Annotated in this window: 17 protein-coding genes; 7 read left to right on the top strand and 10 right to left on the bottom strand. The window is 56.8% G+C overall.

What is annotated here, in order from left to right; all coding sequences use genetic code 11:
- Window positions 1–121 precede the first annotated feature (121 nt).
- Both gcvH and gcvT read right to left on the bottom strand, forming a co-directional pair.
- Window positions 122–514: a glycine cleavage system protein GcvH gene (gene gcvH / locus Q31a_RS25255; protein ID WP_145084157.1), complete on the bottom strand. Its 393-nt coding sequence runs from the start codon at window positions 512–514 to the stop codon at window positions 122–124.
- A gap of 84 nt (window positions 515–598) precedes the next feature.
- Window positions 599–1,732: a glycine cleavage system aminomethyltransferase GcvT gene (gcvT, locus tag Q31a_RS25260; protein WP_145084160.1), complete on the bottom strand. Its 1,134-nt coding sequence runs from the start codon at window positions 1,730–1,732 to the stop codon at window positions 599–601.
- Between the two features lie 940 nt (window positions 1,733–2,672).
- Between gcvT and Q31a_RS25265 the strand changes: the two genes are divergently transcribed.
- The 4 genes from Q31a_RS25265 (at window position 2,673) to Q31a_RS25280 (ending at window position 11,210) form a co-directional block, all read left to right on the top strand.
- Complete coding sequence (locus Q31a_RS25265; RefSeq protein ID WP_145084163.1) at window positions 2,673–5,978, top strand: tetratricopeptide repeat protein; 3,306 nt, start codon at window positions 2,673–2,675, stop codon at window positions 5,976–5,978.
- Between the two features lie 132 nt (window positions 5,979–6,110).
- A complete protein-coding gene (locus Q31a_RS25270) occupies window positions 6,111–7,226 on the top strand; it encodes a MotA/TolQ/ExbB proton channel family protein (RefSeq protein ID WP_145084166.1) in 1,116 nt (371 codons plus the stop codon).
- Window positions 7,227–7,420: 194 nt separating this feature from the next.
- Entirely contained in the window at window positions 7,421–7,837 is a 417-nt protein-coding gene (locus Q31a_RS25275) for an ExbD/TolR family protein (RefSeq protein WP_145084169.1), read from the top strand.
- A gap of 4 nt (window positions 7,838–7,841) precedes the next feature.
- On the top strand, window positions 7,842–11,210 hold the full coding sequence (locus tag Q31a_RS25280) for a hypothetical protein (protein WP_145084172.1): 3,369 nt from the start codon (window positions 7,842–7,844) through the stop codon (window positions 11,208–11,210).
- A 41-nt stretch (window positions 11,211–11,251) separates the two neighbouring features.
- On the opposite strand, the gene Q31a_RS30540 is transcribed toward Q31a_RS25280, so the two are convergent.
- The 3 genes from Q31a_RS30540 to Q31a_RS25290 form a co-directional block, all read right to left on the bottom strand.
- Window positions 11,252–11,428, bottom strand: a complete 177-nt coding sequence (locus Q31a_RS30540) for a hypothetical protein (protein ID WP_197355665.1) — start codon at window positions 11,426–11,428, stop codon at window positions 11,252–11,254.
- Window positions 11,429–11,576: 148 nt separating this feature from the next.
- Window positions 11,577–12,407 carry a bifunctional DNA-formamidopyrimidine glycosylase/DNA-(apurinic or apyrimidinic site) lyase gene (gene mutM / locus Q31a_RS25285; RefSeq protein WP_145084176.1) on the bottom strand — a complete coding sequence of 277 codons (831 nt, stop codon included), beginning with the start codon at window positions 12,405–12,407 and terminating at the stop codon, window positions 11,577–11,579.
- A 2-nt stretch (window positions 12,408–12,409) separates the two neighbouring features.
- Window positions 12,410–14,029 (bottom strand): AI-2E family transporter, encoded by a 1,620-nt coding sequence (locus Q31a_RS25290; protein WP_145084179.1) that lies wholly within the window; start codon window positions 14,027–14,029, stop codon window positions 12,410–12,412.
- A gap of 227 nt (window positions 14,030–14,256) precedes the next feature.
- On the opposite strand from Q31a_RS25290, the gene Q31a_RS25295 reads away from it, so the two are divergent.
- The 3 genes from Q31a_RS25295 to Q31a_RS25305 all read left to right on the top strand — a co-directional run bounded on the left by Q31a_RS25295 (window position 14,257) and on the right by Q31a_RS25305 (window position 18,141).
- Window positions 14,257–15,375 (top strand): lysylphosphatidylglycerol synthase domain-containing protein, encoded by a 1,119-nt coding sequence (locus tag Q31a_RS25295; protein ID WP_197355674.1) that lies wholly within the window; start codon window positions 14,257–14,259, stop codon window positions 15,373–15,375.
- A gap of 85 nt (window positions 15,376–15,460) precedes the next feature.
- Window positions 15,461–16,468: a glycosyltransferase family 2 protein gene (locus Q31a_RS25300; protein ID WP_145084185.1), complete on the top strand. Its 1,008-nt coding sequence runs from the start codon at window positions 15,461–15,463 to the stop codon at window positions 16,466–16,468.
- Window positions 16,465–18,141, top strand: a complete 1,677-nt coding sequence (locus Q31a_RS25305; protein ID WP_145084188.1) for a hypothetical protein — start codon at window positions 16,465–16,467, stop codon at window positions 18,139–18,141. Before Q31a_RS25300 ends, Q31a_RS25305 begins: the two co-directional genes overlap by 4 nt.
- A 63-nt stretch (window positions 18,142–18,204) precedes the next feature.
- Here Q31a_RS25305 and Q31a_RS25310 read toward each other — a convergent pair whose 3' ends face one another.
- The 5 genes from Q31a_RS25310 to dxs all read right to left on the bottom strand — a co-directional run bounded on the left by Q31a_RS25310 (window position 18,205) and on the right by dxs (window position 25,985).
- Window positions 18,205–21,657, bottom strand: a complete 3,453-nt coding sequence (locus Q31a_RS25310; protein WP_197355684.1) for a WD40 repeat domain-containing serine/threonine-protein kinase — start codon at window positions 21,655–21,657, stop codon at window positions 18,205–18,207.
- Window positions 21,658–21,664: 7 nt separating this feature from the next.
- The gene (locus Q31a_RS30545; protein WP_197355686.1) at window positions 21,665–21,826 is read right to left on the bottom strand and encodes a hypothetical protein; all 162 of its coding nucleotides are present in this window, start codon (window positions 21,824–21,826) and stop codon (window positions 21,665–21,667) included.
- Window positions 21,827–22,011: 185 nt separating this feature from the next.
- On the bottom strand, window positions 22,012–22,926 hold the full coding sequence (locus tag Q31a_RS25315; protein WP_145084194.1) for a hypothetical protein: 915 nt from the start codon (window positions 22,924–22,926) through the stop codon (window positions 22,012–22,014).
- A gap of 31 nt (window positions 22,927–22,957) precedes the next feature.
- Window positions 22,958–23,863, bottom strand: a complete 906-nt coding sequence (locus Q31a_RS25320; protein WP_145084197.1) for an NAD(+)/NADH kinase — start codon at window positions 23,861–23,863, stop codon at window positions 22,958–22,960.
- 229 nt (window positions 23,864–24,092) lie between these two features.
- The gene (dxs, locus tag Q31a_RS25325) at window positions 24,093–25,985 is read right to left on the bottom strand and encodes a 1-deoxy-D-xylulose-5-phosphate synthase (RefSeq protein WP_145084200.1); all 1,893 of its coding nucleotides are present in this window, start codon (window positions 25,983–25,985) and stop codon (window positions 24,093–24,095) included.
- Window position 25,986: the final 1 nt, after the last annotated feature.

The following is a 25,986-nucleotide window of genomic DNA, read 5'->3' on the forward strand; positions in this document are numbered from 1 at the left end:
GTGGCGGCGAGCTGCACCTCAACGAACCGGCGGCTAACGCAGTTCAGCTCCCGACGCCCCGGGAAACGCCTCTTTTTTCACTAGACACTTTCGTGTCCCACGACGCCAGGCTGGACGAGTCCTACGACTCGCCGCACTGCTTCTGGTAGGCCTCGCGATCCAACAACCCGTCCAACGATGCTCCGTCCGCCAACTTGACCTTGATAATCCAGCCCTCGCCGAAGGGATCTGCCGCGAGCTGGTCAAGCTTGTCAACCAACTCGCTATGCACGGCCACGACTTCACCACTCACCGGACTGTACAGCGGGCTCACGGCCTTGACCGATTCCACCTCGCCAAACTCCTCACCGGCCTGAACGGATGCCCCAACTTCAGGCAATGCCATGTAGACCAAGTCGGTAAGTTGCTCGAGCGCGAAATCTGAAATACCAATGACCGCGACGTCACTACCATCCTCAGTAGACATCCCAACCCACTCGTGCGAGGCGTTGTATTTAAGTTCTTGTGGATTCATACGAGGTCACTCCGCGTAAATATTTGTGGAAGGAGAGATTAAATTTAAATCAAAACGAAATGGGAAAACGCACTGCATAGCCCACTACTTGGAACGGCGATAGAAGGGCAGGGGGACCACTTCAGCGTCGGCCTTGGCTCCACGAATATCGACCTCTACCGATGTCCCAGGTACCGCCAATTCGTTGCGCAAGTATCCCATGGCAATCGGGCACTGCAGGGTGGGTGAATAGGTACCGCTGGTGACCTCCCCGACCTTACGGCCGTCACCATCGAGCAAGCTAGCCCCCTCACGCGCCGAGCGCCGCCCCACCAATTTCAGGCCTACTCGCATGCTGGCATGGGAGGCTGCCTTGCTGCGTTCCAAAGCCTCGCGACCGAGGAAATCACGATCTTTTAGATTGACGGCAAACCCCAACCCCGCGGAATAGGGATCAATCTCCTCGCTCAGTTCGTGTCCGTAGAGCGGCATGCCAGCTTCGAGTCTCAGGGTGTCGCGTGCGCCTAGACCGACCGGCAAAATGCCGTGCTCGCGTCCAGCCAACAAGACGTTTTCCCACACTCGGGGTGCATCTTCAGCTTTGAGGGTCAATTCAAAACCATCTTCACCCGTATACCCCGTCCGGCTCACCACACACGGCTTCTGCATTTGGTCGCACAAGGTCGTCTTGTAGTATCCCAGTTGCAGCACTTTGTCGGGAAAGAGCCGGCCCAGGATCTCTTGGACGCGTGGCCCTTGAACCGCGATCATCGCCGTAGCATCACTTACGTCATGAAACATTACGTCGGGATAGTCGGCGACATGCGGGGCGATCCATTGCAAGATCTTGGCTCGGTTCCCAGCGTTGACGACTAAGAGAAAGAACATGTGACCGCTGTTGTTTTCCAGCTTGGAAACTAGCACGTCGTCCAGAATCCCCCCCTGCTCGTTGCACATCATCGAATAGCGCACATCGCCAGGGACCATGTCGGAAACGCGCCGCGTTAGCAAGTGGTCGAGGAGTTCGGCCGCACGATCGCCTTCGAACCGCAGGCGGCCCATGTGGGAGATGTCGAACACACCGGCGGCCGTTCGAGTTGCCTGATGTTCAGCCACAATGGAAGAATATTGGATCGGCATCTGATAGTTGGCGAATTCTGCCATCCTTGCGCCTTGGGCTACATGCCACGCCGTAAGCGCCGTTTCTTTCACTGTCTCTGATCGGTCTGCGGTGGACATCGGCCAGTACCTTTCGGTCGTTGCTGCGGGGGCAGGATTGCGAGGCTGGATTGACTCTTAATGGTACCGGAGACTCCATTCGGTAAAATGACAGCCCCAGACATCACAGCCCCCCAGAATACAGTCATTCCAGGTACCCGCTCGAGTACAAAAATCGCCAATTTGCCAAGGAACAACGCGCCAATCCCCACTCAACTGCACTTCGCGGAGGCAGGCCAACTGGCACGTGGACGCAATTGTACTCAGCATCGCAAGTACGTGTAGCCTAGGGGCTTCTAGAAAAATGGTGCCACCAACGCGAGCAAATTGCACTTCCGGAAACGGCCGCTTAGCGTCGGCAGCGTGCAACGGCGTGGCGAGCCAAGGAATCGGCACCACAGGAGGTTGAAACTGCATCCCGCACCGCGAACAAGACGGCAAAACCTCCCCCTACCGGTCAATTCCGGGGGCAAAATGCGCGTAGCGGCTGAAGGCAGCTCAGGCGTGATTGCCGGTTCAGTCTCGGCAGTCAGATTCCATACGCGCACCCCAGTCGGCGGGTGGGCCAGCCACAAGCTGTCAAGTTGGAGAAGCCGGGGCGACTTTTCCGGCGTAGAGCAGGGGAGGCATACCGCAATCGTGAGCTGTGTGGTTGCGCTACAAGCTTTGCGTGCTGGACTCAAACTTGTACACTGCATATTGCCTGACAACCGATACAGCGGTACTAGTACTGTGCCACAACCTAGTTTTTTCGGGTTCGACGAAATCAGTCGCAGCGCGCGCTCTACCGGTTCTTACCGGAGCCAGCGTCTTTCGGCTGATATCACGGGACATCCGATATTTTGGGCGCGGCGTAGGACTAGAAAAGCGACGAATGCTCCGCATCGAACTCGGCAATGACATCATGACGATATTGCTCTCGTGATGTTGAAAATCTCTAGCCCAGATACTTTAGGAAGCCATGGCAGTTAATACGTACCCTTCAACGCACCATTCCCTGCTGGTTCATAGCTTGCTCAGCCTACTCGGGTGCTGGGTTTCCCTGGGATCGATGGGCAGCCTCAGGGCTCAAGATTCCGATCAAGCAGCCGCCGGGCAGGCCTCCAACCGCCGCGCAATCGCTTATTACTCCGACGCGGCCTCGTTCCAGAATAGTGGAGCCCATAAGCTGGCCATCGAGGAATGGCATAAATTGTTGAAGGAGTTTCCGGACGACCCCTTGGCGAGCAAGGCGTGGCACTACCTAGGTGTCTGCGCCATCCAACTAACTCCGCCCAATTATCCCGAAGCGATCGATGCGTTCACACGCGCCCTTCAAGACAAGAAGCTCGAGATACGCGAAGAATCGCTCATCAATCTCAGTTGGTGTCAGTTCACCCAAGCGCGTCAGGCCCCGGCCGGTTCGCCAGCCCAGCGCGCTGGATTAGAGGCAGCTCGAGACAGCCTGACGACTTTCCTCAGAAGCTACGGTGAGGGGAGCCATCTGGACCAAGCTCAATTTTACCTCGGCGAAATCGAGTATTCGCTGGGGAACACTCAGAATGCCATCAAACATTACAACGCGTTATTGGACAACAAAGCCTTGACCCAGTCGAGCTTGCGGCCGGAAGCTCGCTACGCGGTTGCCGTGGCGTATGAAGAGCAAGAATTGCTGAATCAAGCGCAAAAGAATTACCAGCAGTTTGCCACAGAGCACGCCGACCACCGGCTTGTGGGAGAGGTGCGAGTGCGGCTGGCGGATTTGTTACTGCGAGATGGAAAGTCGGCGGAGGCAGAGGAGCTACTCTCCCAGATCAACACCGCGCCCGGACAATCGAAGATGGCCGACTACGCCTTGCTGCGGATGGGCTACGCCGTCGGTCAACAAGGCGACACCGAAAAAGCGGCCGGATACTACTCCCAACTGCTCAAGCAATTTCCCGAATCAAAACATGCCGCCACCGCAGCGCTCTCGCTGGGGCAAATACTGTTTCAGAAGGGTCAATTGGAGCAGGCGCAAGAGCAATTCCGGTCGATCCTGGCAGCCCAAGACAACCAATCGGCCGAGGCGGCACACTGGTTAGCCACCACTCTGCTCAAGCAAGGCGAGCCTCAGCAGGCGGTCACCATGATCGAGGAAAGCTTGAAGTGGGCCACTGCGACCCCGAGTGCGACAAGCTTGAAAATGGACTTGGCCGATGCCCTCTATGCCCAGCCCGACCAGTTGGAAAAAGCTCAGGAGACTTACGAGTCGATTGCCATCGATTCCCCCAAGGACCCGCTGGCCCCCCGAGCGACCTACAATGCGGCCTTTGCAGCCCTGCAGCGTGGCCTGCACGCAGATGCTCGCCGCCTAGCCGAATCGTTCCTGGGCAAATACCCTCAAGATCCACTCCGCAACGACGTGGCCTACATCGCTGCAGAAGCGCTACTGCAGCAGGGCGAACATGCCGCTGCCGCCCAAGCCTATGCGAAATTGCGCGAAGCCGACCCCGAGAATCCAACCTATCAACTCTGGACGCTACGGCTCGGCATGGCCTACTACCTCGATGGAGAATACCCATCCGCTATCGAATTGCTCAAATCCGATATGACAACGTTCGAAACTCCTGCGCAAAATGCGGAAGCTCAGTTTATCGTGGGCGCAAGTCTGCTGTACCAGGAGGAGTTTCCGGCTGCCATTGAGCAGCTGACGGCCAGCCACCAGACCGACGACGCCTGGGTCTCGGCGGATGAAGTCTTACTCCTGCTGGCGGAAGCCCACCAGAGGAACAAGGACGATGCGGCTGCCAAGCAAACGCTCCAATCACTGCTCAAGAAATACCCCAATTCGCGACTCAAGTCGCAAGTAGACTACAAGCTCGCTCAGCTCTCAGCCGCCATGAGCCACTTCGAGGAAGCCATCGAGGGCTATCGTCGAATCGTCCAAGACCCTCAGGCTCCCCAGTACCATAACTTTGCCAGCTATGGCATCGTGTGGTGCCTCATGCAACAGGACAACTACCAGGCGGCCCTGGATGCCTTAACTCCGCTGTTGGAGAAACGCCTGACCGATTCGATTGGCAGCGAAGCTCGCTTGGCCCACGGAGTTTGCTTAAGGAAAGTGGGTGAGACCGAAGATGCCATCGCCGCCCTACAAGAATACATCGAAAGTCAACCCTCGGCAAAATCGCTGAGCAATGCGCGCTATGAATTGGGCTTGGCCTACACCGAGCTGAGGCAGTGGGACGCGGCAACCACCCAGTTTGAAGCGATCTTGGCGGAGACACCTGATTATCCAGCCATGGATAAAGTGCTCTACGAGTTGGGCTGGAACTATCAGGACAAAGGGGAGGCGGCCACTGGAGCGAAGTACTTCAATCGCTTGGTCCAAGACTTCCCTCAAAGCTCTTTTGTTGGCGACGCCACCTACATGCTCGCACAGCAACAATACGACTCGGCGGACTACGCCAACTCGGCGCAGACCTACCAAGCAGTGCTGAGCTCAACCCAAGATCCAACACTCATCGAAAAAGCGACTTACAAACTCGGTTGGTCACACTTCCAGCAGGAACGATTTCCCCAGGCAGCTAGTTCTTTCCAATCTCAAGTCGAACAAGCCCCGAACGGGCCCCTGGCAGTGGATGCTCTGTTCATGAGGGCAGAATGCGATTTCAAGCAAGAGCAATTTGATGCCGCCGCCAAGGGCTATCAGGCGGCTCGAGAGAAATTGGAAGCCTCCACCAACACCGCAGCCTCCGCGCAGGTACGCACCCTGATCTATCTCCATGCCGCCCAGTGCTTCCGAGAACTCAAGGAGTGGGAGCAATGCGAAACATGGTTAAAAATCGTGCTGGAACAGCATGCCGAAAGCCCATACATGCCAACCGCCCTATACGAGATGGGGTACTGCAAGCAAAATCAAGGGCAAGTCGAAGAGGCGCTCAAGTACTACGCAGAAGTGGCCAACAACTATCGCGACGAATTGGCCGCTCGCTCACGCTTCATGATGGGAGAAGTCTACTTTTCCCAGCGTGATTTCGTAAAAGCCATCCCAGAATTCCAACGCGTGATGTTTGGCTTTGGTGGGGAAAGGGCTCCTGAGGACATCAAGAACTGGCAAGCCAAAAGTGCTTTCGAAGCGGCTCGCTGTAGTGAGGTCCTCCTAGAGAGTCTCAAGGGCAATGGACGCCAAAAGATCATCCAGACAGCCCAAGAGTTCTACAACTTTATCGTTGAGAAACATGCCCAGCACGACCTGGCTGCCAAGGCTCAGACGCGTCTAGGTGATCTCAAGAAGTTACGCTAACAACGGTTTGGGCCGCAGCCCGCAGAAATGAACGCCACTGCATTTTGCGACCACCCGCCGCAGTGCTACCGCTCCGGCAGAAGAAGCTTTCGGAACCTAGCTACCACACACTACTAACCTTCAGGCAACTCGATGGAAGATGGTGCACATCGTGTCCCGCAACTTGAACCGCCAACCGCTGGCTGTACCACTTCGCGCAACATGGGTGACCGCCTCATGACCGCTCGCTATTCCCACGGGGCGCCCGGCAGCTACCGATTCCGATTGTGTATCCCTGCATTGTGCATCTTGGCCTTCAGTCTAGGGCTGGAGACCACGCCGGCTCGAGGGCAAGCGCCGGCAATCCCCAATCCGGTCCGTCCAGGCCTCACCGCGCAGACCACAGAAAATTCCGCAACGGCAACAACCGGCGCGGCGACCAATCCAGCCACCGGTATTTCCCAACAGGAACTGCAACAGTTGGCTGCTGAGGCAGCCGAAAACCGGGCGAACTCAACGGCCCCGACCGCGGGCCTGCAAAGCAGCCTTAACTTTCTCGCCTTGCTAGTCGAAGGGGGCGTGCTCATGATCCCCATTGCCATCATGAGCCTCTTGGTCGTAGCGGTAGCCCTAGAACGCTTCTTCGCGCTGCGACGTGGACGCCTCTTTCCCGCAGGGCTCCGGCGTGAGCTGCGCCGCGCGACCGCCGCCAGCGTCACCGAAGAATTTTCACCACCGCTCTTGTTTCAAGCCAGCGAACGGTATCCGTCGGTCGCTGGTCGAATCCTCCAAGACGTCCTGTTGAAACTCGGTCGCCCCATTCCAGAAGCTGAGATGACGATCAACGAGAGCACGCAGCGCGAAGCGGATGCGATGTACAATAACGTCCGCTGGCTAACCCTGGCGGCCGCGGTCACCCCGCTCATCGGCCTCTTGGGAACCGTGTGGGGCATGATCATCGCCTTTTACAATACAACTCAGCTTGGCTCGGGCATGAATAAAGCGGAGTTTCTGGCTGAAGGCATTTATGTTGCGTTGGTGACCACCCTGGGTGGTTTGGCCGTTGCGATTCCCGCCGCCATCTTTGCACACTACTTCGAAGGACGCATCACGAAAACGTTGGCAAAGATAGATGCCGAAATACGGCGGTTGATGCCAGCCATCGAAGCCCTTGAAGGAAAGTCGCGTTACGTCATGAGCCCAGCCGGGTTGGTGGAGCGAAAACTATCGAAGGCGCCACCACCACCTCCAGCCACTTCGCCTAAATAGTAACCCGCCACGTGACAGATTGTTGATTGAATCGATTTTCGCGTACGAACTACAACCAGCCGCAAGGCGCGACCCCACGGTTAGCAATGGAGAATCTGACCGCAGCTCGGTGCGACGGATCCCAACAACCAGCCGACGAGCAAGGCACAAGTGACTGCACCCCGAGGGGGCGCCGCACACCTGAAAGTTGACCAATGGCAGCACAGATAAAACGCGGACAAGTACTGAGTGCGCTGAGCATGACGCCTCTCATCGATGTCGTGTTCTTGTTGCTCATTTTCTTCCTAGTGGCGTCGCGTCTCAACCAAGAAGACCGCGAACTCGATGTGCCGCTGCCTAGTGCGGCCAATGCGATGCCCATGACGGTTGAACCCCAAGAGCTGATCGTGAATATCGACCAAAGAGGCTCGCTCTACGTCAACGGTGAATACATGCAATCCGAACAGTTCGAGCAACTGTTGCGAAAATCGGTCCTTGACAATCCACTCGGGCAATCCGTAATGATTCGCGCCGATCGATCCGTACCACTCCAAACTCCCGTCAGTGTTATGGACATCTGCCTCAAATGTGGGGCAGCGTACTCCCTTTCCATCGCCGATGACGAATCCTAGCGCCATGACCGATCATCGCAGATACTCCGATCTAGCCGGCATCTCTTCAGCAGACGAAGATGCGGAGTTGACGTCTTTTTGGCCAGTCAACCTGGCGTTGGGCTTTCTGGGCGCTGCAGTCATTGGACTCGGCTTCTACCTGCTGGACCAAGAAGACCCCAACCCCCTGCGCAATCCATGGCTGTACGCGATTGCCATTCCCGTGGCCCTCGTCGCTTGCTCCCTGTTGCTCAATAACCTAGTGAGCCGGGTTGTTGAAAAGTCGATGCAACTGGCATTTCTGCTGAGCATGTTGATCCACCTGTTGTTATTGGTCTACGCGGTCAACATTGTGATATTCTCACGCATGTGGCCCGATGCGTTTGAAGCCTTCTCCATTCAACGGCAACAGCTCGAACGGCAAACGCTGCTGGCCAATCAATACCATCGCGTTAACACGAAATCGACTGCAGGTCACAAGCCTGATTACCTGCAGCACGTCGCCACCGAGCACCAGCCCACCGAGATAGAACTGGCGGAATCGCCAGCCCTGCAACTCACCCGCTCAGCCCAAGCCAATTTAGTCAGTCCGGCCCCGCGTGTGGAACGAACGGCCAACGCGCATTTGATCGAGCGATTGGAATCGAACAACTCGGTAGCCGCTTCCGCCGAGCAACTTGCCTCACTTTCACGGAGCACGATGGAAACGCTTCCGCGAACGCCAACGACCGCCCCCTCGCCGCCACCGCTGCCGTTTGAGTCCACGCAGCTTCCCTCGTTAGCTCCCAGTGAGCCCAGCTCTCGCTCCCAGAGGCAACGCTCTGATATCCCGAACCCAATCGCCAGGGTCCCGGCGAGTTCCAGCGTCGAACCAGTGTCTCCGCCACTCCAGTCGGCCGTACTACTGCGAGCCGAACCCGATGCCCCCTCGGCAACGAGCCAGCCTATCACTGCTCTACCGCGCACCGAACGGGCACCGCCCAACACACCTCTTGCACGTCCCTCAATCGACAGCCCCGAACTGGTGGTTGACTCCAATACGAACAATCCGAGCATCGCCCCCTCTCCGGCTGCCACCAACCGCAATTCGGCCTCGAGGCAGCGCAATACGCCACTTCCTCTAGCCGCTCCCACGGTCTCAACACTCCCAGCACGTTCGCTGTCGAACGTGCAACTGGAGCGACAGGAAGCTTCCACCGCCTTAACTTCCCCACTGCCAAGCTCGGGTACGGAGGCTCAGAGAATCGCGAGGGATACCGCTGGAGGTCAGAGTGGACTTCCCTCTGCAGCATCTCAACCGGTGTATGGTGCGGAGACCTTGGCCGCCCAGGCGAAGAACTCTCCAGCCAACAGCGTTGCCCCCGCCGAGACGCGGCCCAATCGAGTTGCCGATCGACGCCCCGCAGCATCGCAACTGCCGAGCCTCGACCTTCCACAAAGTCCTAGATGGACAGGCACTCCTAGCCTGTCCACGAATAGTACCGGCAGCGCTCAACATCGCATCGAGCGCAATCGCGACGACTTAGGCGCCGCTGCTCGCGATGATTTTGCCGGACTGCAAGGAGCGGGTCGACCGATCGAGCGTGCCACGGTCGGGCTACCAGGCGATGCTGGCCCGACAATTTCGTCCGAAATTGCCGAGATCGTAGCCGGGGCATCTCCCACTCAACCTTCCACCTCAGAGCCGCCCTCCGACGAGCTGGCGGCTGACGCGGTGGCTGGTGCACAACTCCAACGCAAGTCGGACTCTGGCCAGACAGGTCTCTCGCCCCTGAACGATTTCGGACCTAGCCATGCTGAAGCGGACAACACGGCTGCAGTGGACGGGCTAGAGAGTTATGCCACACAAATGCAGCGTCAGGAATTGGCCCCCGCTGCCCCCTCAGCGGCCGACCCGTCTTTGAACGTGGCCAGTAACGGCCCGACTCGAACCGAGCTCGACAATGCGTTGGCTCCCGCTCAAGCAGCAATTGCGATCCCTGAACTCACCGGTGACGACCGCGACTCAACGGCTGCTTCGCTGGCCCCCTTGTCGGGAAGTCCGCTTGAATCAATTTCTCGCGATCGCCGATGGGCCGATGAACCGACAACGGCGATGCTGCTCGAGATTGACGCCAACCTGGGAGCCGGCGGCGTCGCACCACAACTGGATCAAACGGGACCAGTACTTGCCCGTCGTAGCGAACGGCGCGATCCATTGGCCCTGCCGCAGATTGACGCCCAACGTTTTGCTAGGCAGGACGTGGGCGGACCGCTGGCTGCAGGACAGCAAGCCTCCGTGCCCAAGCCAGCGTTCCAGCAGCGGATTGAACGCTTGCGGGACCGCGATCCCCAAGATCCATCCACCGCGGCGCCGGAAACAGAGTTGGCCATCGAACGCGGCCTGACGTTTCTCTCCAAATTCCAACGCCCGAACGGTTCGTGGCGTCTTCAAGACTTTGACACCACGGTGCTGATCCGAAGCGATACCGCGGCCACCGGCTTGGCTCTGCTTGCATTCCAAGGAGCGGGGTACACGCATCGTCAATTCAAATACGCCGACCAGGTCGACCTCGCACTCAAATTTTTGATCGAGAACCAGCGGCCCTCGGGGGACCTTTACATCCCCCAAGACCCAGCATCCGACCAAAATGCTTGGCTCTACTCGCACGGCATCGCGACACTAGCTCTCTGCGAGGCCTATGGAATGACGCAAGATCCAGAACTCAAGGTGGCCGCCCAGCAAGCCCTTAATTTCATGGTGGCCAGTCAAGACCCGAAACAGGGAGGCTGGAGGTATCGCCCGCAGTTTGGCGCCGACACCAGCGTTAGTGGTTGGTTCATGATGGCTTTCAAAAGCGGACAGCTGGCCGGATTGGAAGTCCCCTCAGAAACCTTCGACCGCATCGAAAACTACTTAGATGCCAGCCAACAATCCCCGCAGGTGCCTTACCTGTACCGGTACAATCCCTACGCAGCCGATACTCCACAACAGCGACACGGCCTACAGCCAACGGCGGTGATGACGAGCGTCGGGCTCCTGATGCGACTCTATTTCGATTGGAATCGCAATCAGCCCCGCATGTTGGCTGGAGCCGACCACCTCCTCGACCACTTACCCAACAACGGCACCGCCATCCGTTCTCAGCGCGATACCTACTACTGGTACTACGCAACCCAAGTCATGTTCCACATGCAAGGCGCGCATTGGAAACGGTGGCACGATGAACTCTACCCTCTATTGATCAACCACCAGGTTGCGCAGGGCGAATTCGAGGGGAGCTGGGATCCCCTCTCTCCCACCCCTGATCTGTGGGCAAACTACGGCGGCCGGCTCTACGTCACCACTCTGAATCTGCTGTCGCTCGAAGTCAGCTATCGGCACTTGCCGCTCTACGACGCCACGGCTAAGTAATTTCCGTGCCTGGGATGCAGCGGGGAACAGGCAAGCCACACTTACAGGCCAAGCATGCCAACGTACCAGGCGTCGTTGTAGTCGGCGGTGTGGGGCTCGGCGGAGTGGGCTTTAGCTTGAAACTCTCCGAGCACGAGCACGAGCACGAGCACGAGCACGAGCACGAGTAGGAGTAGGAGTAGGAGTAGGAGTAGGAGTAGGAGTAGGAGTAGGAGCACGAGTAGGAGTGTTGCTTGCTGCCCCCCTTGAGCTCTCGACCGGATGACGGCGGATCGCGTCCTGCGGTTGCGAGAGAATTGCGGCAAGCTGATTGCAGAAGAGCTACGCTGGCTGGGGGCCTGCCAGACCTGCGTAGCCAAGGCTGCCTTAGCGCTGGCAGGTGGGGCAATAGAACGTTGACCGCTGAGCTTGGACGATGCGGACAATCTTGGAACGCTGGCACTGGGGACACAACTCCCCAGCTCGATCGTAAACGCGATGCATGTTTTGGTAGCTACCGGGATCGTTGAGTGCATTTCGGTAGGTGCCGTCTGACAGAGTCGATCCCTCGTGCTCGATAGCGGTTAGCAGGATTTCGAGCATGGCGGCATGCAAGGCAGCAGTCTTTTTCGAGCTCAGGCTGCTACAGACTCGCGCGGGATGAATACGAGCTTGATGCAACATTTCCGATGCATACAAGTTCCCAACGCCTGCCAACAGCTTTTGATCCAGTAGGGCGACTTTGATTGCCCGCGATGTACTCGACAGTCGCTGTCGGAATTCGGCCAGAGTGATGGCCAGCGCATCGGGCCCCAAGCGTCCCTGGACGATTCGCTGGTGCAGCTCCTCCTCCAGCAGCATCTCGACCGTTCCCAGCCCACGTCGATCCCAAAACAACATCCTCAGGCGTGGCTGCCCCTTAAAATCAATCTGCAACCGCACATGCTCGTGGGAAGGCGGCAGCTCTAGCGACACCAATCCGGTCATCTTCGGCTGCAGAACCAGCACATGGGGACTTATGTGCAATACGACCCGTTTTCCAAGTCGAGAAATTTGATCGATCGCCCCTCCTACCAACTGTTGCTGAATCGTTCCGATGGCTGGCTGAATCACGATGGGTCGATAGCGGCAGGCTGGAAGCGTGACATCTGCGATGCGACGTCCCAGGAGCGGACGCAGACCGCGGCACATGGTTTCAACTTCTGGCAACTCAGGCATGGTCAGCGTTTCTTAGACCGCGTCCGCCGCGTGGCGCGTGAACCGCGTTTGGGTGGAGGGCTAGAAGCTTGGTTTTTCGGCAGGGAATCGGGCTCGGTCCTAGCTTCCTCACCAGAGGCGCCTGCTTGGGAAGCGTCGCTCGCGGGAGCCGTTGCAGTAGGCGGGGACTCTGCGGCAACAGATTCTGCAGACGCAGATTTCGAGACGACGGCCTCCTCACTCACCCCCTCGGTGCTGAAGACGACGCGTTGCCCCTCGAAGTGCATCAGCTCGCGTTGCAAAATGCTGAGCAGTGTCTGCAGCATGGCCACTACCATCGGGCCCACCACAATCCCGATGGGCCCGAGTGTCTGCACACCTCCCAAGACGCTGAGCAGTGCCAAGAGAGGATGCAACTGGGATTGTCCGTGTAGCACAACCGCCTTAACGATATTATCGACCGTCCCCACCACGGCCACGCCCCACACAGCCAACAGGGAGGCAGCCCAAATCCGCCCTTCATAGAGCCCCAGATACAAGCAGACGGGTACCCAGACGACAGCGGGCCCAACAAAGGGAACCATTGCAAATATAGTGGTCAGCATGACCAGTAAGACCAAGACATCCATGCTCGCAAAATAGTACCCAACGCCAGCGGTAACCCCTTGCACCAGGGCGGACAGCACGGTGGCCAGCACGACTGCGCGACTGATGCGATCAAATTCAAGCAACAGCTCTTCTTCGTAGCTGTCATCCAACGGACTCAAACGCATCACCGATTTAATCATCGATGGACCGTCGTAGAGGAAGAAAAACGTGGCGACGATGAGAATGATGCTGCCCAAGATCAACTTGACCATAAAGGCACCGGTTGCCCCGGTGATCGACAATAAGCGAGGGCGAACATAGTTCACCATCGTTTCGGTCATTCCCCTGACACTTTCTGCCGTTGGATTGGCGTATTCTTTAGCCAACGAGCGGATGGTTCCTCCCAAAAGCTCCGTCTTCAATTTGCCGAATTGAGAACGTAGTTGCACGGCCGCTTTGGAGGCGACGAAATCATCCTCATCGGGCTGGCCAATCGCCTCGGCCTGCTCCAACAACTCCGTAATTTGGGCATCCCAATCCGCCCCGGACTGCACATGTATCCGCTCTTGGAGTCGCGTCAACGCCTGCTTCACGCGACGCCCACTGTCTTGAAGTGCCTTGTTATCGCCCGAGACGTAGGGTGCATTGGTATTGTCGATCACTTTATCGATCTCAACCCCAACCTCCTCCAGTGCATCCTCATAGCTGGGCATTTGCAGACCGAGCGAGTCGCGAATCGTTTCGATGCGGAGGCGAATCACGGAGGGATTATTGTTGTCCTTGATCAACCTCAGCCCTTGCACGGCGGCCATGCTGACAACGACGCCCACCGGTATCATGAGCGTCAGCATGATGAGCAACGTGGTTGCCACGGCTGCCAAGCGATCCCGATGCCCCGTTTTTTCGAGCACCCAACGATGCAAAGGGCGAAAGACAACGACCAGAACGGCGGCCAGAAAGACGGGAACGAAGAATCCAATCAGCACTTTGTAGAACAGGAGTCCAATCGCGACAATACTCGCGATCAACACCGCAAACGAAATCAAACGTGACATGGAAGTCCAGCAAGACCGAGAAGCGTAATTTTGAAAAGAGCCAGTCGGCGCGACGGCCAAAGCCCCCCTAGCAGCAAATCGACTCCCGGGCTGAGTCGAGCCGAAACAAGTGTACTAAGAGATGTCTTGGAACGCCGGGAGGGCAACTGGTGAGAAGGGCTGATTTGTGCGAAAATCTGGGCGCTCTCCACTTTACAATGGCGTAAGAAAAGAAACGGCCCCTGGCATTGACCCCCAAACGCAGGATCTCCTCCACCGTAAAACTGGCTCTCAAGTGCGTCGTGCTCAGTCTCGTCGCTTGGGGGATCTACCACAGCGTGCGCAATTCCACCCATCAACTCCAAACGCAGCGTACGGAATTGCGTCAACAGGCTAACCAACTCCGCGAACAGGCTGAGGTCCAACAATCCACACTGTCGCCAGCCCAACAACAGGCGTTGCTACAGCAAGCAGAGGTTTTGGAAACGAATGCCGACAACTTTTGGAAGGCCAGTCCAGGAGGGCTTGTGCTGGCAGGAGTGCTGTACGCGCTAGGCATGCTGCCAGCCAGCCTTTACTGGCGACAATGCCTCCTAGCCCTAGGTCAGACCCCCGACTTGCTGACAACGATTTGGGCATACTTTTATGGCAACCTGGGCAAGTATTTTCCGGGCAAAGCCATGGTCTTGGTATTGCGAGTCTCCGCACTGGAGAAGTCGGGTGTCCAGAAAATTGCGACCAGCATCACCATTTTCATGGAAACGTTGACCATGATGGCGGTCGGCGGAGCCATTGCTGCAATCTGCCTCATCCTGCTCGATGTCGAGCTTTGGCTAACGCTGCTCGCTGTCGGCCTGTTGCTCGTCACCTTTGTCCCCACCTATCCTCCAGTCTTGCGGCGGCTCATCCCTAAATTGCAGAAGAACGTCGCACCCCAGCTGGTCGCACAATGGGTTGCACGGGCCGGTTGGCGTCTGACCATCCGCGGATGGCTGGCCCTAACGCTCACCTGGTTACTGTTCGGGGCCAGTCTTTTGAGCGTCCTGCTGAGTTTACCAAGCACTGAAATTGCCTCTTCCAGTTGGTTCCAGCTCTTCCTCAGTTCCCTGGGCGCCTGTGCCCTGGCGGTCGTAGTCGGTTTTGTATCGCTCATTCCCGGCGGGGCAGGGGTCCGCGAGGTTGTACTCTCGACGGTCCTGGCCCCTGTGGTTGGTCCAACAGCCGCGTTGTGCGGAGCCCTGTGGATGCGGATCGTCTGGCTCACTACCGAACTATCCACCGTCGGTGGGCTCGCCGCCATTCGTCTTTTGCCAAGCTCAACACCACTTCTGCCAAGCTCAACACCACCGGGCAGCCCCTCTGATTGAATCCTTTGGAATCGCCTTCGGTCCCTGCAACACCAAGCGTTCCCTCCCCAAACTCGACATTTCCTAATTCCGATTGATTGATGCGATGAACTCAGATTCCCCAACTGCCAAAGTATCCATCGTGGTACCGGTCTACAACGAGCAAGACAGTCTGGCTGAACTTGTTAAACGCATCGCCGATGTTGCGCGGACGCATCCCCTGAATTATGAAATTCTGATGGTCGATGATGGCTCCCAAGATGATTCTTGGAAAACGATTGAGAAACTAGCTCAGGAACACGCGGAAGTCCGAGGGCTTAAGCTACGTCGCAACTTTGGCAAAGCGGCCGCCTTAGCCGCTGGTTTCGAAAACTCAACCAGCGATTTGATTATCACCATGGATGCCGACCTGCAAGATGACCCTCAAGAGATCCCCAATCTGCTCGCCAAATTAGATGAAGGGTTTGACGTCGTCTCAGGCTGGAAAAAAGTCCGGCATGATCCCTGGCACAAGGTTTTCCCAAGCCGGCTGTTCAACGGCTTGATCAGCTGGCTGACTCAGGTCCATTTGCATGATCATAATTGTGGACTGAAAGCCTACCGACGCGGGGTCATGGACGAAGTCTATCTTTACGGAGAGATGCACCGCTTCGTTCCAGTTTTGGCCGCAGCGCGAGGTTTTCGCGTGTCGGAGATTGTGGTCCAACACCATGCTCGTGAACATGGGCAATCGAAATATGGCTTTGAACGCTTCATCAAAGGCTTTCTTGATCTGCTAACCGTCTACTTTTTAACCGGTTATGGAAATCGTCCTCAGCATATGCTTGGAACCGCTGGCCTCTTCTCATTCTTGGGAGGAGCCACGGGACTCGTCTTGCTGACGCTATTATGGATCGTGACTCGCGTCACCCCGCTCGAAGAGATTCACTTGCATAGCAAGGCCATCTTTTACTACTGCATCGTGGCACTCTTGCTCGGGGTGCAGCTAATTTCCATCGGATTCCTTGCTGAATTATTTACTGCACAAAACCGCCCCACCCATCGTCCCTACAGTCTGGCTAAGGACACGCGAGATTCCCAATCATCGGATTCCGAAGAAGGACTAGCAGAGTGACGATGACATCGGACAAAGCATCGCCCAACAACCTAGCATCGCCCAACAAGCGGTCTCTCCGCCCCCCAGCCCCCCAATCGGACTCAGCCACCACGCGTTGGCTACTGATCATGATCCTGGCACTGGTGGGGGCGATGCAGTTGAGCCGCATCGTGCAAGTTCAATCGAGCACTGGCGATTCTCCGCTACTGAGTGCGAATGATCGAAGCAGATGGTGCACGATCGCTGCGTTGGCGGTGAATGGCTCGTATGAAATTGATGACATTCTGGAGATTCGCGATCCGCAAACGCGGCGCCGGAATTGGTACACCATCGACCTCGTCCAACATCGTGGGGCAGACGGCAGGCAACATTTCTATAGCAGCAAACCTCCGTTGCTTCCAACCCTCTACAGCGGAATTTACTGGGGACTTCGCTCGCTGACCGGCGCTACATTGATGGGTGAGCCGTTCGTCGTCGTCCGCACAATGCTGGCCCTGGTGAACCTTCTTCCGCTCATGCTTTTCTGGTGGCTCTGGTTACGTTGGCTAGAAAACGAGCAATTGGGGGTCTGGACGACGCTTACCCTAGCGTGTTTTTTGGTCTTCGGCACCTATCTCACGACCTTCGTCAACACCCTCAACAACCATCTACCTGCCGCGATAGCAGTGGGAATTTCTCTGTGGTGTCTCCATAAAATCGCGATCCAAGGAGAGCGGCGGTGGCTGTGGTTCTGTCTGTGCGGATTGACGACCAGCTTTGGTGCGGCGAATGAATTGCCCGCCCTCAGTTGGGTGGCTGCCGCTGGTGCCATGTTGCTGTTCGTCGACTGGCGGAAAACCTTACTCGGCTACGCTCCAGCTCTACTGCCAGTTGCGATCGCCTTTTTTGCGACCAACTTTGCAGCCCATGGAGAACTTGTCCCCGCCTATGGCCATCGGTCATTGGGACCAAGAATTGGCACACTCGCCATCGAAGCCTCTCCCAATCTGCTCGAATTGGAACTATCGCAAGTGCGGCAAGAACTGTCGACCCTGGAACTCCCTTGCTCGTCCAGTGCCGTCCTGCGCAAGGCACGGCGCCCCGAAGTCTTCGAATTGTGGGATCCACTCACACAGGTACGGCTGGGCCTGAAGCGGGACGAAGCAGGGAGCGCGATCGGCGTCTATGAATGGGACGACTGGTACGACTACCCAGGCAGCTACTGGACAAACGATCGCAAACAAGGAGTCGATCGTGGAGAGCCCAATCAAGCCAAATACGTTTTCCACAGCCTACTGGGACACCACGGTATCTTCAGTCTAACTCCCTTCTGGCTGCTGGCCGTGGGAGGTTTCCTTGCAATCTGCCGAATACGACCGGAAGTTGGTTTCTTCAAGAACTACCAGTTGCTACTGGCTGGCGCCATTGTCGCCACAAGCTTAGTCTCCATCGGATTCTATTTGACACGCCCTCTCGAGGACCGCAATTACGGTGGAGTCAGCAGTGGCTTTCGTTGGGCTTTCTGGCTCATCCCGCTCTGGTTTTGGCTGGCGGTCGCGCAATTGCGGACGATTTCCACCCCCTCCAAACGCATGTTAGTAATCGGCTTGTTAGCGATCAGCGTATTTTCAGCCTCGTTCGCCTGGAGAAATCCCTGGACAAGTCCCTGGATCATGCAGCTAGGGCAGTACTGCGGTTGGTGGAGCTATTAGTCCGCTGTATTGGCGCTAGCGAGCATCGACCGACAGCCAACCAGGACGCCTGCGACGGATGAGCTACATGCGAACTAGATTCAAGCCATGCCCGAGCGAATCGTCGGGCTTCAACTGATGGTACATCAAGGTCTTGCCGTCTTGGGAAAGCTGAAGTGCATTGACTTGACCGGCTTGCTGCCCATCGCTAAGTTCCGCGATCAATTTCAATTCTGCTGCATTCCAAAGTAGCAGCCGGCCATTTGAATCTCCAGTAAAGAGATATTTCCCGTCGGCGGAGAGAGTGAGTGCGGTGACCGAAGCATGTTCGGAGCCCTCTCCAACAGTATGGAACGAAGAGCGCGACATCAGCGGACTCTCCAAGACACAATTGCCCTGGCGATCGAAGGTTCGCACGCGTCCATCGCGGTACCCCACCCAACACAGCTCTCGGGAGTGGTCCCAGTGTAGGGAGGTTGCGTTTTGAGGCCCACTCATCAGAATCGACTCCGCAGAATCGTTCAGCTGGACTGAACGCAACTCTTCCGCTCGCCCCCCATAAATCAGAAGTTGTCCATCGGCGCTGAATTGCATCGATTCTGCTTCGCGTTCAAGCAACAAGGTATCGATCGGGAAAGGAGATTTCTCGGGCGCTGGTGAATTAGCGGCACGAGAATCGCCAGGCCATGCCGACAGATCCCAAGATTGGATCACGTCGATCGCATTGGCTACCAACATTCTTCGCGAATCGCCACTGAATAGAATCCCCACGGGATTGGGTCTCCGTTCAATCTCTCCCTGAGCCATCTGCTCAAAGCACAATTCCTGTCGTTCTCTATCGAGCAAAGCGGTCTTTCCATTCTCCCATGCGACTCCCAGCCACTTGCCGTTGGGTGCAACGCTTAGATAGACCAAGGGGCTCCCCTGAGCAGGCAAGACCTCCGTGGTCTCCGAGGTATCCACATCGACGCGCATCAGGCGTCCGTCGTGAGCACCTAGATAGACATGGTCACCGTCTGGTGTTAGGGCAGCGCACTGGGTTGGCAGATCAGATGCTGCGGCGAGACGAGTTCTGGCCACCGGAATTCGATTGATCACACAGCTTCCCATTTTGGCACCGCTGACAATCTCATCCTCGCTCAACATAGCAATGGAAGTCACAGAAGCATGGTGCAAAACAACATCGTAGAACGGCTCAAGCTCCACGGGTTTTCGGTTTCGACCCTTGCGTTGGATGGGAAGATTCCAGACTGCGATTGCGCCATTGGCTTGCCCGACCGCCAGGCGTTCTCCCGAGGGAGAAAAGTCCAAGAAATTCTTTCCAGCTGCAAGACCAGTGAGGATGAATCGCAACTTGGGGGCGGACCGAAGGCCCTTGTCAAAATGGTAAACCTCCACATTGTCCGTAGCTTCCACATCACAAGCTAGCCAGCGTTCATCGGGCGACAACGCCCATCTCGCGGGCCGATTGGGCATCTCCCACACCCGCAGCTCTTCGCCAGACTCCGGGTGACAAATCGACATGGTCCCCTTCACACGGTTGACCAGCAAGCGTTTTCCGCCCGCCATAAAGCTCAACGATTCGTTGCGTCGCAACAAGCCTCCCGGCCCCGCCAGCTCCGTCCGGACAACCGTATTCTGGTCAGGCAGCAGTGAACGAATTTGAATGGGTTCGTAGCGCGTGCCGATGGCGAGTTGCGTACCATCGGGGCTAAACGCCAAGGATTCCACCGTCGTATCAAAGCCCTCAAGCACCACCAAGGATTCGTCGACCGAGAAATCGTCGAGCCGTTCAATGCAAACGGTATTGATGCTGTTCTCTCGTAGCGCATCCGGAGACCAGGCGCGACCTACGGCCAGCTTGGTCCCATCCGCCGAACAAGCCAAGGCATAAATGCTCGTACCGGCTTCGTAGGTGATCTCGGCGACGGCTTCTCCCGTCAGGTAATTGTGGATCCAGACCTGCCCAGCCTCTCCAGCGCTGACTACCCAGGGCCGATTGGGAACACGCACCACCTCTTCAATTGAACGCTCCGACTGGTGCAAGTTCACCCAGTCTTGGGAAGCCAAACCGTGAAGAATTCTGTAATCGATTCCGAGTGGAATTGTGTCGCCCACGTAAGTGGCCAATGAGCGACAGATTGCTAGGGCATCGCAGGGACAATTGCGTGCTAAGGCTTTGAAACCACGCGGTATTTCCATCTGATAGACGGCATTCACCGCTTGCAACTGATGCTTTTCGGATTCGATCAGTAATTCGTTGGCTTTCCGTTCATTCCGCCGGGCATCCCACTCACGATCTTGAGCCTTACCAAAGGCCTGCTGGAGTTTGTGGCTATTGACCTCGAGTTGCCGGTTGAGCCCAGCTAAGGCCAGTGCGGTAACAAACGAGAGTACAAAAATGAGCAGGACCAACCCCGCTTGAATCGGAGCGCGACGAATCCCATGGAAGCAACGTTCGCTGAACGCCTGGGGTCTGGCTGCCACGGGGCGATCCTGTTGCCAGTTCTCCAGATCGGCGGCCAACAACTGTGCCGATTCATAGCGTTGTTCCGGATCTTTTTGTAGACATTTCAGGCAGACAGCGTTGAGGTCGCGCGATACTTGTGGAAGCAAGCTGCGAGGTGCAACAATTCCGTCACTGCAAGTACTGCGGATAATCCCCAGTGCATTGAGCCCTTCGTGCGGCAGACGGCCAACCAACATGCGATAGAGCAAGACCCCCAGCGTGTAAATATCCGCGGCCGCTCCATGATTCTCCGGCCCCAACATAATCTGTTCTGGCGCCATGTAATCAAGCGTCCCGAGCAGTCCGTCGTGTTTTTCATCGACTGGAGTTCGCAGGTCGCGAACCAATCCAAAATCGGTCAATCGGGGAACCAGCTCCAGACTCGAAACTCGACGCTCCACCGGAACCAATAAGATATTCTCAGGCTTCACATCCCGATGCACCAGTCCTCGCGAATGCGCGTGTGCAATTGCGGCGGCCAGCTGCTGCACGATCTCAACGGCTACCTGGGGAGCACAGGGACCAGGATGCTCTTCCAGCCAATCTGCGAGTGTTACCCCTTCACAATATTCCGAAACCAAGCAGAACTGATCGGCGTCTTCGACCACCTCATAGAGCGGTACGATATTGGGGTGACTAAGCCGAGCGACCGCTTGGGCTTCACGAATCTGAAAAGACACCTTTTCAAGATCCGCAATCGTCTTTCGCTTGACCACTTTGAGCGCAACGTTACGACACAAAACTTCATCAAACGCACAATAGACGATTGCGAATCCTCCCTGTCCGGCAATCGACTCCACGCGAAAGCGGCCGATGCGGCAGGGGAGGGGAGGGGAGGGCTGCCGCGGCCCTGGAATACAATGCGATGCATCGCGACGCGAGCCGACGTCGTCAGCCGTTGGCTGCTCCGCTGCTTTCTCAAGCTGCTCTTCCACCTTCACCTTTTGCCCAGAACGCTTGCGATTTCGCTTGCCAAACGAATCGATCGCAGCCACAGCCAAGGCGTTCAAGGGATCTGGTTTATTCATAACAAAACTAGCTGCGATCGAGGGACAAGCCATTGGCATCCAACCAACGGTAGACCACGGCAAGTAGGGGACTGGCAGATCCGTTCACACAGTTCTCAACGAGCTGACCGGTGCGACTTGGTGGCGCTAACGCACCTCCATGCAATGGCCAACCGATTTTGGTAGTCACTGCAGTATAGGCGATTGAACGGCAGTTTCAAGCAAATGCCCCGCGCCGCCCGGTGGGGTGGAAAACCGTCTTCACGGCCCTGGGGCTCCCCCCAAAGCAGTGCATACAACGCGGCCAAGTATGCTCGGTCTTTCCACAGCCACCCGTGCAACGGATCGCACGGGTTGTTTCGCTGCATGAGCCGACTACTTTGCGCGTTCCACAGCCGCCCTCGCTGCGGTCCGTTTGGTGGCTGGCAGCAATTCTTCCGTGAACTTCCCATCGTAGCTCAACGACGTCTCGGCTCCGCGAAATCCGAGCACTTCGTCCTTCCAGACCAGGGATTTACTCAACATGCGTCCCTGATCGAGATCAAATTTGATCTCCCCCCGACTGAGTTGTTGAATCAACTGAGCTTCGACGGCCGCATCATTCACGGGAGTCAGTGGTTGGGTGACAATGGAAATCGTGGCCACCCCCGCAGAAACCTTTTCTAGAGTATAGAGTTCGCGCACCTTGATGGTCTTGAAAGCACCACTCTCTAACTTGACCCGCAGTTCTCGGGGAACGCTCCATTGGCCCGCAATCCCAATCTCTTCTTCCGGGAGGGGAATCGTCAATTCACCAATTCCCAACTGTGGCGCTTGCAGCTCTTTATCGCGTTTGACAATCTGCCCACGCGCATTGATGGTGATCAGTGCCAAGGGCTTGGCGATCGTCTCTGCCACATGCTTGAAAATGTCGGGGACTTGAGCATCGGATTGGCTGTCATAGCTCAGCTCCTCACCTTCGCCCACCGTTTGGGCCATGCTGACCGAATTGATGCGATACTCAAACGTCATGTCGCCATTGGCTGCCAGATCGGTCACCTCCCACACTTTTTCAGTGGTTGTTCTCGAAGTGCTCTCCTCCTCCAGATCGGACATGACCGTTCTGGTTTCAGCGAAGTGCACCACTTTGGACACCAAGGTTTCGCCCGGCTTGAGCTTGTAGCGGATCAGGTGACTCTGGTTCGCTTGGCCATGCAGGGGCGTAGCAGGAAGCCCACCCAGACCGCACACGGTCGAGAGAAGTAAGAGCTTGAACCCCACGAGCTTAAAACAACGGGTGATGCACAACATAGTTCTGGACTCCGTCCCAGGAATGAAATTGCTAGCGTTTATTTACGCGAGGGTTGCCCCCCCAGCCAAGTTTATCGCGAAGCGTCTTGTACTCGCCCTTACCTGGCACGCTGATCATTTGGAAGGAAACGGGTGCGCGCGTGATGCGGTAACAATCCCCTTCCCTCAATGGGCCCAGCACTCGACCGTCAAACACCGCAGCCACCGACTCATGGCCTTGCCGAATCACCATCTCGAACTTTCGGTCCGCCCGATCGACGACTGGCCGCATGGTCAACGTATGGGGGCTAATGGGACTGATCACCACCGCTTCCAAGCGGCGATGCAGGATCGGGCCTCCTGCAGACAAATTGTGTGCCGTAGACCCCACCGGTGTGCTAATAATCAGTCCATCGCAACTGTAAGTAGACGCCAATTCGTCATCCACGTAAAGATCGATCTGCAGCATTGAAAAGGGCGGCCCTCCCATGATCGACGCCTCATTGAGGGCCAATTGATACCCCGACTCTGACACGCCCGACTCAGATGAGGCTCCCCATCCGCGCACAATGGTGCACTGCAGCATGGCGTGCTCGTCAATGGGATAGCATCCCATGCAGACCTCGGGCCAAATCGCTTCCAACTCATTTTCGCCAAGAGCAGCCAAAAAGCCGAGTCGTCCCAAATTCACCCCGATCACGGGGATCTGTTGCAGACACATCCGCCGGGCGGCAGAGAGGATCGAACCATCCCCCCCTAGGACGACCGCCAGATCGGCCTTCTCTTTCTGGAAATCAAACGACTCATCTTCGTCGATGGCCACGATGTCTGCCGATTTGGCCAGAATTCTCTCAATACGCCCCAATTCCGTCCGCACACGTGCGCGATTTACCGACGCCAGCACGACAACGCGTGGCTTTGCGCCAGCGGCCGAATTCCATGGATATTGCGTTGTCATGTATTCTCAGACTTCGAAGAGCTAGGCCAGTCAAGTCCTGAATTGTATCGCCTACCAAGTCTGCTAGGTGGCTGGGGATTTTGGGCAAGGCAGAATTCTCCCCCAGAGCTGCCTGCGCGACCACACTCGGCCCGAAACACACTCGGCCCGAAACGCATTGGGGCGGAACACTCAGGCCGGTGAGTAGGCCCGCTGGTGCACGAGAAGCGGGGCATCGACGGGAAGCGTCTTAGACCGAGAGCGCCGCTCGACTAGCTAGCTCGCGACACGCTTCGACCAAACCGGCAACCGACATGCCTGCATCCGCGAGTAAGTCCTCGCGTTCACCATGCTCGACAAATTCATCGGGGATCCCAAGGCGTTTCAGCACGCGAGTGTCCCAACCTTGATCACAGGCCAGCTCTAGGACGGCACTACCGAAGCCACCCATTAAAGCCCCTTCCTCAGCGGTGATTACGAATCGACACTCATTGAAGACCTTGGCCAAAAGCTCTTGATCCAGCGGTTTGATGAAGCGTGGATTGATCACGGCAATGTCAATTCCCTCCTGCGCGAGCTGCTCTGCAGCCGCCAGGGCCAATTCCAACATGGGGCCCAAGCCCAGAATCGCACCGTCGGTACCCCAGCGGGCGACTTGCGACTTGCCAAGCTTGATCGGTTGTTCGGGCAATTCCATCTCGGCTGCCGCCGCTTTGGGATAGCGGATGCCCACCGGACAATCCAACTCGATCGCAAAATCGAGCATTTGTCCCAATTCAGCTCCGGTGCCAGGAGCCATTAAGACCATATTGGGAAAGACTCGCATGTAGCCAATATCATAGACACCATGGTGCGTAGGGCCATCGGGTCCGGCCAGCCCCGCACGGTCCATCATGAAAGTTACCGGCAGGTTTTGCAGGGCCGCCTCTTGAAAAATCTGGTCGTAGCTCCGCTGCAAGAATGTGCTATAGATCGTCACAATTGGTTTCAGCCCCGTTTTCGCTTGGCCTCCAGCAAAGGCAACGGCGTGGGATTCACAAATCCCCACGTCAAAGAATCTCTTCGGGAACTCTTCGCGGACCGGTTCCAGTTTATTTCCTTGACACATGGCAGCCGTCATGACGGTCACCCGCGGATCGCGCCGCATGGCAGCGCCAATGGCATCTCGAGCGAAATTCGTATAGGCCGGTGACCCGCTCTTCACCAAAATCTTGGCTTCCCCCTGCTCGTCGCGGAACGCAGGAGGAGTGTGGAAGAAGACCGGATCCTGAGCGGCAGGTTGGTAACCGTGCCCCTTCTCGGTCACGACATGCAACAGCACGGGGCCTTCCTGGTCTTTGACCATCCTGAGGTACTTGCGCATCAATTCAATGTCGTGACCATCGATGGGGCCCACGTAGCGGATCCCCAGTTCCTCGAACAGCATGCCGCCATGCAACCCGGCCTTTACCCCCTCTTTGATTTGCGCCAGCATCCGCTCGGCCGGATCCCCGAAAACGGGGACGTGGTTCAGCATCCGCACCACTTCCGTCTTCAATCCGGTGTAGAACGGATTGGTGCGCAAGCGATCGAGGTAGGTAGCCACGGAACCAACCCGCGGACAAATGCTCATCCGATTGTCGTTGAGTATCATCAACAAATCGCTCTTCAACTCACCAGCATTGTTGAGAGCTTCGAAGACGATTCCCGACGGAAAGGCGCCATCGCCGATCACCGCCACGCTCTTGCGGTTCCCCTCGCCACGAATGTCGTCGCCACTTTGGAGTCCCAAAGCCGTTGAAATGCTGCAGCCGGCGTGGCCTGTCATGAACAGGTCATATTCGCTCTCCGCGGGATTGGGATACCCCATCAATCCACCACGGGTTCGAATATTGGCAAAATCCTTGTACCGTCCGGTCACCAGTTTATGGGGGTAGACCTGGTGCCCTGTATCCCAAATTAAGCGGTCGTGACGAAAATCAAAGGTGCTATGCAATGCCAAGCAAAGCTCGACTACCCCCAGATTCGAAGCAAAATGGGCCGTCCGAATACTCAACAGGCCGCACAGGACCTCTCGTATTTCGTCCGCAACCTGCTTCAACTCTTTCGCGCTCTTGCCGTGCAGGTCGATCGCGGAGTCGAGTGTTTCAAGGATCTCTGGCATG

This window comes from Aureliella helgolandensis, from assembly GCF_007752135.1.
Taxonomy (GTDB): Bacteria; Planctomycetota; Planctomycetia; order Pirellulales; family Pirellulaceae; genus Aureliella; species Aureliella helgolandensis.